At 39.2% G+C, this 9,056-nt stretch carries 10 protein-coding genes and 1 rRNA gene; all 11 read left to right on the forward strand.

All coding sequences use genetic code 11. From position 1 onward, the window contains the following. The first annotated feature begins 91 nt into the window (after positions 1-91). Positions 92-871 carry a type III pantothenate kinase gene (locus HHO41_RS18205; protein ID WP_169101312.1) on the forward strand — a complete coding sequence of 260 codons (780 nt, stop codon included), beginning with the start codon at positions 92-94 and terminating at the stop codon, positions 869-871. A 27-nt stretch (positions 872-898) separates the two neighbouring features. Continuing rightward, on the forward strand, positions 899-1,777 hold the full coding sequence (gene hslO / locus HHO41_RS18210) for an Hsp33 family molecular chaperone HslO (RefSeq protein ID WP_169101314.1): 879 nt from the start codon (positions 899-901) through the stop codon (positions 1,775-1,777). Positions 1,778-1,801: 24 nt separating this feature from the next. After that, the gene (locus tag HHO41_RS22755; RefSeq protein WP_169101316.1) at positions 1,802-2,671 is read left to right on the forward strand and encodes a peptidyl-prolyl cis-trans isomerase; all 870 of its coding nucleotides are present in this window, start codon (positions 1,802-1,804) and stop codon (positions 2,669-2,671) included. Positions 2,672-2,856: 185 nt separating this feature from the next. Next, a complete protein-coding gene (cysK, locus tag HHO41_RS18220; RefSeq protein ID WP_169101318.1) occupies positions 2,857-3,783 on the forward strand; it encodes a cysteine synthase A in 927 nt (308 codons plus the stop codon). 199 nt (positions 3,784-3,982) lie between these two features. Further along, positions 3,983-4,834 carry a dihydropteroate synthase gene (folP, locus tag HHO41_RS18225; RefSeq protein ID WP_169101320.1) on the forward strand — a complete coding sequence of 284 codons (852 nt, stop codon included), beginning with the start codon at positions 3,983-3,985 and terminating at the stop codon, positions 4,832-4,834. Next, entirely contained in the window at positions 4,821-5,183 is a 363-nt protein-coding gene (gene folB / locus HHO41_RS18230; RefSeq protein ID WP_169101322.1) for a dihydroneopterin aldolase, read from the forward strand. The genes folP and folB overlap by 14 nt, the downstream gene beginning before the upstream one ends. Next, positions 5,183-5,713, forward strand: coding sequence for a 2-amino-4-hydroxy-6-hydroxymethyldihydropteridine diphosphokinase (gene folK / locus HHO41_RS18235; RefSeq protein ID WP_169101324.1), 531 nt, complete (start codon positions 5,183-5,185; stop codon positions 5,711-5,713). Before folB ends, folK begins: the two co-directional genes overlap by 1 nt. Next, positions 5,665-5,880, forward strand: coding sequence for a helix-turn-helix domain-containing protein (locus tag HHO41_RS18240; protein WP_169101326.1), 216 nt, complete (start codon positions 5,665-5,667; stop codon positions 5,878-5,880). Before folK ends, HHO41_RS18240 begins: the two co-directional genes overlap by 49 nt. A 46-nt stretch (positions 5,881-5,926) precedes the next feature. Next, complete coding sequence (gene dusB, locus HHO41_RS18245; protein ID WP_169101328.1) at positions 5,927-6,922, forward strand: tRNA dihydrouridine synthase DusB; 996 nt, start codon at positions 5,927-5,929, stop codon at positions 6,920-6,922. Between the two features lie 208 nt (positions 6,923-7,130). Then, a complete protein-coding gene (gene lysS / locus HHO41_RS18250; RefSeq protein ID WP_169101330.1) occupies positions 7,131-8,615 on the forward strand; it encodes a lysine--tRNA ligase in 1,485 nt (494 codons plus the stop codon). A gap of 374 nt (positions 8,616-8,989) precedes the next feature. Then, positions 8,990-9,056, forward strand: a 16S ribosomal RNA gene (locus HHO41_RS18255); the annotation flags it as partial.

The following is a 9,056-nucleotide window of genomic DNA, read 5'->3' on the forward strand; positions in this document are numbered from 1 at the left end:
GGCGCTCCAAGCGAGCGCCTTTTTTTCACGATTAATCCCAATTATGTTATGATGCACATTAGAGATAAAATATTGAAAAGTGGTGAGTACGGTGATTTTTGTTTTTGACGTTGGTAATACAAATATCGTTTTAGGTGTTTATGACAATGATGAACTTAAACACCATTGGAGAATTGAAACGAATCGAAATAGAACAGAAGATGAATTTGGGATGATCGTAAAGCAATTATTTGACCATGCTAATTTATCTTTTTCAGAAATTAATGGAATCATTATTTCATCGGTTGTTCCTCCCATCATGTTTGCGCTAGAAAGAATGTGTAACAAATATTTCCACGTTAAGCCGCTTGTGGTCGGACCTGGTATCAAAACAGGACTCAATATTAAATATGAAAACCCTCGTGAGGTGGGAGCAGATCGAATTGTAAATGCAGTTGCAGCGATTCATGAATACGGGAGCCCACTTATTATTGTTGATTTTGGCACGGCCACTACCTATTGTTATGTAAATGAACATCATCAATATATGGGCGGGGCAATTGCACCTGGGATCGGAATATCGACAGAAGCCTTATATTCTAGAGCAGCAAAGCTACCGCGTATTGAAATCGTCCGTCCTGACCATATCATTGGTAAAAATACCGTTTCGGCGATGCAAGCAGGTATTTTATATGGATATGTCGGCCAAGTGGAAGGTATCGTGCAAAGAATGAAAGCGCAAAGTCCTGAAACACCAAAGGTTATTGCTACCGGTGGTCTAGCAACATTAATCGCTGAAGAATCGAAAGTGATTGATGTGGTTGACCCGTATCTAACTTTAAAGGGACTTAAATTAATTTATAAACGAAATATGGAAAACATAAAGAAATAATCAGGTCATCAAGGAAGGAGCAAATCCATGAACGATTATTTAGTTAAGGCACTAGCCTTTGATGGTAAGGTTAGAGCGTATGCGGTTAGATCGACTGAAACCGTATCGGAAGCACAAAAGAGGCACAACACGTGGCCAATTGCTTCGGCGGCATTAGGTCGAACCTTGTCTGCTGGAGCGTTGATGGGCGCGATGTTGAAGGATGATGCCAAGCTTACGATTAAAATCGAAGGTGGCGGGCCCATCGGTCCGATTTTAGTTGATAGCAATACAAAGGGAGAAGTACGTGGATATGTAACAAATCCGCATATTCACTTTGAAAATAATGATCAAGGTAAATTGAATGTAGGAAAAGCAGTTGGTAGAGACGGTATGCTCACGGTGGTTAAGGACCTTGGGTTACGTGACTTTTTCTCTGGTCAAGTACCACTTATTTCCGGCGAATTAGGTGAGGATTTTACTTACTATTTTGCCTCCTCTGAACAAGTGCCTTCATCCGTAGGCGTAGGAGTCCTAGTGAATCCAGATAATTCGATTTTAGCTGCAGGTGGTTTTATTATTCAGCTTATGCCTGATACAGATGATCAAACGATCTCGAAGATTGAAGCAAGTCTCAAACAAATGCCACCGGTCTCGACCTTGATTGAAAGGGGACTCTCGCCAGAGGAGCTGCTTGAGGAAGTGTTAGGAAAGGGTAATGTTCAGTTCTTGGAAACTCTCCCGGTTAAATTTGCCTGCAATTGTACAAAAGAACGTTTTGCCACAGCCATTATTGGATTAGGTAAAAAGGAAATTGAGGATATGATTGAAGAAGATGGCCAGGCCGAAGTGCATTGTCATTTTTGTAATGAATTTTATTTGTTCACAAAAGAAGAACTATCTGAGTTACATAGAGAAGCTCAATAACGGAGAAGCAGTGGAGGAAGGTCTGTGAAAAAACAGCACTATCTTATTGTTATTGCCTGTCTAGTTGTCTTCAATATTGCGACCATTGCTTATTTTCAATTACGGTCAGATGACCAAGGGGAATCAGTCGCTTCGATTGGAAACGAGAAGATTAGCCGTCAGGAATGGCTAAATGAAATGGAAGCAAGGCATGGCGAGAGCGTACTCAAGGATTTAGTTGATCAAAAGGTTATTAAGCAAATAGCGAAAAAATACAAAATCACAGTGACTGACAAGGAAGTAGAGCGCGAATTATTATTTGTGAAAACCTCTTCCTATGTGGAAAACCTTGAAGAAAATGAAGAAAAGCTTAAGGAACAAATAAAGTTAAACTTGCTGCTTGAGGAAATTCTCACAAAGGACGTGGCAATCTCCAATAAAGAGCTTAAGAACTATTATGATGACAATCAAAAACAGTTTTATATTCCAAATTCCTTTCAATTAGCGCAAATCATTGTTCATACAAAAAAAGAAGCTGAGCAAACTATCGAGGAATTAGAGCAAGGTTCTAGCTTCGAAGTGTTAGCGATGGAAAAATCGATTGATTCATTATCTGCCAGTCAAGGTGGTAATATTGGCTTTGTCAGTGAAGAGGAAGAACGAGTTACGCCAGAAGTCCTGATGAAAATCAAGAAACTAAGTCCGGGGAAATGGACTGGTCCACACAAAACCGATGAAGGTTATACTATTTTTCTTTTAAAAGAAAAAATTTCTGAAAAGAAGTACTCATATAGCGAGGTTAAAAACCAAATCAGGCGTCAGCTTGCGCTCGAGCAAATGGGAGCTAAATTGAATGCTGATGTTTTCTGGAACGAAGCGAAAGTTGAATGGTTTTACGGGAATAAGGAAAATTAATAAAGTCGAGAAAAGGGTATCTGTTTGCATAACAAATACCCTTTTTATTACCCTGTTTTATTTTAAAAGGTGATTACTGCAGAAATTTTTTAATTTTTCCCGCAAAAATGATTGACAAATACTGAGTAAGTTGGTAGGATTTAATTAAACCTATGAAAATACTCGGATTAAGAGGTGGAGAGAATATGGTACGTGTAGCAAATTCAGTAGCAGATTTAGTTGGGCAAACACCAATCGTGAAATTAAATCGTGTAGTTGACGAAAACAGCGCAGATGTTTACTTAAAATTAGAATATTTTAACCCTGGAAGTAGTGTAAAAGACCGAATTGCTTTATCGATGATTGAAGCAGCAGAGGCCGAAGGAGTATTAAAACCAGGCGATACAATTATTGAGCCAACTAGTGGGAATACAGGAATTGGCTTAGCGATGATTGCTTCTGCTAAAGGTTATCGAGCTATTTTAGTAATGCCAGAAACCATGAGCTTAGAGCGCCGCAATTTACTTCGTGCATACGGTGCGGAGTTAGTATTAACTCCTGGACCTGAAGGTATGGGCGGTGCAATCCGTAAAGCAGAAGAATTAGCTAAGGAAAACGGATACTTCGTTCCACAGCAATTCAATAACTTTGCTAACCCAGAAGTTCACAAAAATACAACAGCTAAAGAGATTGTTGAGCAAGTTGGCGGACAATTAGATGCATTTATCGCAGGTATTGGAACTGGTGGAACGATTACTGGTGTAGGTCAAGTTCTTCGTGAAGAAATCCCTGGTGTTAAAGTTTATGCGGTAGAGCCTTCTGATTCACCAGTATTATCAGGTGGAAAACCTGGTCCGCATAAGATCCAAGGTATTGGAGCAGGCTTCGTACCAAAAGTGTTAAATACAGACGTTTACGATGAAATTATTCAAGTATCAACTGAACAAGCATATGAAGCAGCACGAAATACAGCGAGCAAAGAAGGAATCCTGGCAGGAGTTTCTGGCGGAGCAGCAATTTATTCAGCGCTTAAACTTGCCAAAGAGCTTGGAAAAGGTAAAAAAGTATTAGCGATTATTCCTGATAACGGTGAGCGTTACTTTAGTACACCACTTTATCAATTTGAAGATTAATATGTTGCTAAAAAGGCAAAGGCTTCGGCCGATGCCTTTTTTTTATGCAGTATATTGGAGATAAAGGAAATGAAATGAGACATGACTTCATTTTCTTGCTACAATGAAAAATATTGTAATTTCATGTAAAATAAGAGAAGGTTATGAAGGAATTTGTCCCCTGTCAGGAACAGTGGTTAACTTTCAGGAGGTTTGTTGAATGAAAAAAGACCTAAAAAGCATCATCAAGTGTGGACCTTATACACTTGATTATCGTGATAAGACGTTAATTATGGGGATTTTAAATGTGACTCCGGATTCTTTCTCTGATGGAGGCCATTTTAATCAAATCGATCGTGCTGTTCAACATGCAATCGAAATGGTTGAGCAAGGAGCTGATATCATTGATGTTGGCGGGGAATCAACCCGTCCTGGCTATGAGCAAATTTCTGTTCAAGCGGAATTAGACAGGGTAATCCCTGTGATTCAGGCGCTTGTTGAAAAGGTTCAAGTTCCGATTTCAATTGATACCTATAAAGCGGAGGTAGCCCGTCAAGCAGTCATGGCCGGAGCGCATATTATTAATGACATATGGGGAGCAAAAGCGGACCCAGACATGGCTAAAGTGGCTGCAGATCTGCAGGTGCCAATCATTTTGATGCATAACCGACCCGAGCGTAATTATCATGATTTCATGCGTGATGTCTTAGTCGACCTCTATGAAAGTATTATTAAGGTCAGACAAGCAGGAGTGAAGGACGAAAACATCATTCTTGATCCAGGTATTGGCTTTGCCAGAGATCTTGAACAAAACTTGGAAACAATGCGAAACTTGGATAAAATCGTAGCGCTTGGCTTTCCTGTGTTATTGGGGACTTCAAGAAAGTCGATGATTGGTAATGTTTTAAACCTGCCACCAAGTGAACGATTAGAAGGGACGACGGCGACGGTTTGTTATGGAATCCAAAAAGGGTGCCAAATCGTTAGAGTTCATGATGTTAAGGAAATCGTAAGAGCAGCAAAAATGATGGATGCTTTAATGTCAAAGGGGGAGTATAGTGGACAAAATTGAACTAAAACAAATGGAGTTTTACGGTTATCACGGTGTATTTCCTGAGGAAACAGCACTTGGTCAACGTTTTATCGTTGATTTAATCGTGTCTTGCGATTTAAAGCAAGCAGGTAAAACAGATAATCTTGATGATTCAATCAACTATGCTGAGTTATTTTCCATTTGTAAAGAAGTTGTTGAGGGAACACCCTTCAAATTAATTGAAGCGGTAGCTGAAACAATATCCACTAACATTCTAACGGCTTATTCAGCAATAGAAGAATGTACAGTAAAAGTTATTAAACCTGACCCACCTATCCCTGGTCATTACCAGCATGTAGCCGTTGAAATAAAAAGGAGCAGATCATAGTGGGAAGGAATACAGCTTATTTAGCGCTCGGCTCAAATCTTGGTGATCGTTTTGAAAACTTGAAACAGGCGATTAGGGCGCTAGCCAACGAAAAAGACATAAGTGTGGTAAATATTTCATCAATTTATGAAACGGAACCAGTTGGCTATGTCGACCAAGACCCATTTCTAAATATGGTGATACAAGTAGAAACTGGACTTTCCCCAATAGAACTGCTAAAGTTATCTTTAAAAATTGAAAACGACCTTGGCAGAATCAGGGAAATTAAATGGGGGCCAAGAACATTAGACCTTGACATTCTAATGTATAATCAAGAAAATATTGAAACAGAAGAGTTAATAGTTCCTCATCCTCGGATGCATCAAAGAGCATTTGTGTTAATACCTCTCTTAGAAATCAACCATCACATTCACGTACCGAAGATAGAGAAACCTTTGAAATTATGGGTGGAGAAACTACCTGATAAAGAAGGAGTACGGATATGGAAGCGGATAAATGGGGAAGACGTATTCGCGCTTTTCGAAAGCTAAAAGGGTTTACCCAAGAGAATTTTGCGAAAAAAGTCGGTGTGTCTGTTTCGATTTTAGGGGAAATCGAGCGAGGCAATCGGATTCCAACTCAAGAATTTCTTGAGGAGGTTGCGGCAATACTGCAAATTGACGTCAAAGAACTAACGCCACCGGATGAACTAGAATAACATTGGAGCATAGATAGAGGCACCTTAGATGAAAGGGGTAACTTGTTTGTTGAAAATCGGTAATATCGAACTAAAGAATCCAGTTGTCCTCGCGCCGATGGCTGGAGTCTGTAATGCAGCATTCCGTTTAACAGTAAAGGAATTCGGTGCAGGTTTAGTTTGTGCAGAAATGGTTAGTGACAAGGGTATCGTCTATAAAAATGAAAAAACCATGAATATGCTATATATAGATGAGCAAGAGAAACCGCTTAGCCTCCAGATCTTTGGTGGTGAGAAGAAGACACTTGTAGAAGCAGCTCAGTTTGTTGATAAGCATTCTAATGCGGATATCATTGATATTAATATGGGGTGCCCAGTTCCGAAAATTACAAAAGTAGATGCTGGTGCAAAATGGCTTCTTGATTCTAATAAGATTTACGAAATGGTGGCTGCAGTGGTAGACGCTGTTGATAAACCTGTTACCGTAAAAATGCGAATGGGTTGGGATCCGGACCATATTTATGCAGTTGAGAATGCGCTGGCTGTTGAAAGAGCTGGCGGTCAAGCCGTTGCTTTACATGGTCGGACACGCTATCAAATGTATGAAGGTAAAGCGGATTGGGATATCATTCGCCAAGTAAAAGAAGCAGTCAATATTCCGATCATTGGTAATGGGGATGTCAATACTCCTCAGGATGCAAAGCGGATGATAGAAGAGACTGGTTGTGATGGAGTCATGATTGGTCGAGCTGCTCTAGGAAACCCATGGATGATTTATCGCACCGTGAAATACTTAGAAACAGGTGAACTTATAGGTGAGCCAACCCCTCGAGAGAAAATTGATGTCTGTGTACTCCATTTAGATCGACTAATTGCTTTGAAAAATGAAAACATCGGTGTACGTGAAATGAGAAAACATGCAGCGTGGTACTTAAAGGGCATCAAAGGAAACGCTATCGTTCGTAACGGTATAAATGAGTGTAATACAAGAGCAGAATTAGTTAATCTGTTATATGGATTAGTAGACGGTATCAAAGAATATCAGACTTCACAAGTTGGATAAGTTTGACTTTGTCAACAAGTTTTTCTATAATACCTTTGTTAAAACAATAAACTGCCAGTGTCAAACTGGCAGTTTATTTGTATTTAAAATACTTTTATGATGTCTGAACTGTCAAGATTGTGTAAAATAATAAAGTATGCAAAAAAAGTGTAAGTGCTCAACGCCAATGGCTGACATAAAAAGTTTTATAAATGGAGTGATCAAACAAATGAGCCAGGAAGAATTAAATGACCAATTGAGGGTTCGACGCGAAAAAATGAATCATTTACGTGAAATAGGTATTGATCCATTCGGTAAACGATTTGAACGTTCCAACAACTCTCAAGAACTAGTAAACCTTTACGGTGAGTTAGAAAAAGAAGAACTTGAGCAACAAAATGTTTCTGTATCAATAGCTGGGCGGATTATGACTAAGCGAGGCAAAGGAAAAGCCGGATTTGCTCATATTCAAGACTTAACAGGTCAAATACAATTGTACGTTCGTAGCGATGCTGTCGGCGAAGAACAGTATCAATTATTTGGTAGTGCTGATTTAGGAGATATCGTTGGTGTTGCCGGTACTCTATTTAAAACTAAGGTTGGGGAACTATCTGTTAAAGTTCAAGAGTTTACTTTATTAACAAAAGCGTTACGTCCGTTACCAGATAAATTCCACGGTTTAAAGGATATCGAACAACGTTATCGTCAACGTTACTTGGATTTAATCATGAGTCCAGAGAGCAAAAGCACATTTATCACAAGATCTCTTATCATTCAATCCATGCGTCGATATTTAGACAGCAATGGATATTTAGAGGTTGAAACACCAATGATGCATGCAATTGCAGGTGGTGCCTCCGCTCGTCCGTTTATTACACATCATAATGCGTTGGACATGCCTTTATACATGCGTATTGCGATTGAACTTCATCTAAAACGTTTGATTGTGGGTGGGCTAGAGAAGGTTTATGAAATCGGCCGCGTATTCCGTAATGAAGGTGTATCAACTCGTCATAATCCAGAATTTACGATGATTGAATTATATGAGGCGTATGCGGATTACCGTGATATCATGAGCTTGACAGAAAACGTTATTGCCCACGTTGCACAAGAAGTACTTGGTACAACAACTGTCCAATACGGCGAATACCAGGTTGAGCTAAAGCCGGAGTGGAAGCGAGTCCATATGGTTGAGGCGATTAAGGAAGTAACAGGAGCCGACTTCTGGAAAGAAATGAGCACAGAAGAAGCTCGTCAGCTTGCTAAAGAGCACGGTGTGGAAATTACTGAACATATGACATATGGGCATATTGTAAACGAATTTTTCGAACAAAAGGTCGAAGAAACATTAATTCAGCCAACATTCGTTTATGGGCACCCAGTAGAAATTTCTCCACTTGCTAAAAAGAATGATGAAGATCCACGCTTTACAGATCGTTTCGAATTATTTATCGTCGCACGTGAACATGCCAATGCATTTACAGAACTAAATGATCCTATTGATCAAAGAGAAAGATTTGAAGCGCAATTAAAAGAACGTGAACAAGGAAATGATGAAGCACATCTAATGGATGATGATTTCGTGGAAGCTTTAGAATATGGCATGCCTCCAACTGGAGGTTTAGGAATTGGTATTGACCGTCTTGTGATGTTATTAACCAATTCACCATCTATTCGTGATGTATTATTATTCCCATTGATGCGTCATCGCTAATAAATGATGAGCAGGCCAAAGAATTTGGCCTGCTTTTTTAAATAAAATAAAGACTTTTTGTGGTAAAAATCAGTCTAAATATTCTGTCTATTAGCATTTTGAAAAAAAAGTGACGAAAACGTCTTGCGCTGATTTTGTAATGGTGGTATATTATTATCTGTTGCCACAACATAGAAACATTTTAAAAAAACAAATTAAAAAAGTGGTTGACGCAATATTAACAATCTGTTAATATTAAAAAGTCGCTTTCGACAAAGCGATAAAAATTGCTCTTTGAAAACTAAACAAACAAACGTCAACAATAAACAAATTATAGTGTGATTGACTTCGGTCAAAAACACTAGCCAACGTAACTTTTATGAGCTAAATCAACTTTCTTGGAGAGTTTGATCCTGGCTCAGGACGAACGCTGGCGGCGTGCCTAATACATGCAAGTCGAGC

The sequence above is a fragment of the Bacillus sp. DNRA2 genome (assembly GCF_012843265.1).
Classification (GTDB): domain Bacteria; phylum Bacillota; class Bacilli; order Bacillales; family Cytobacillaceae; genus Bacillus_BU.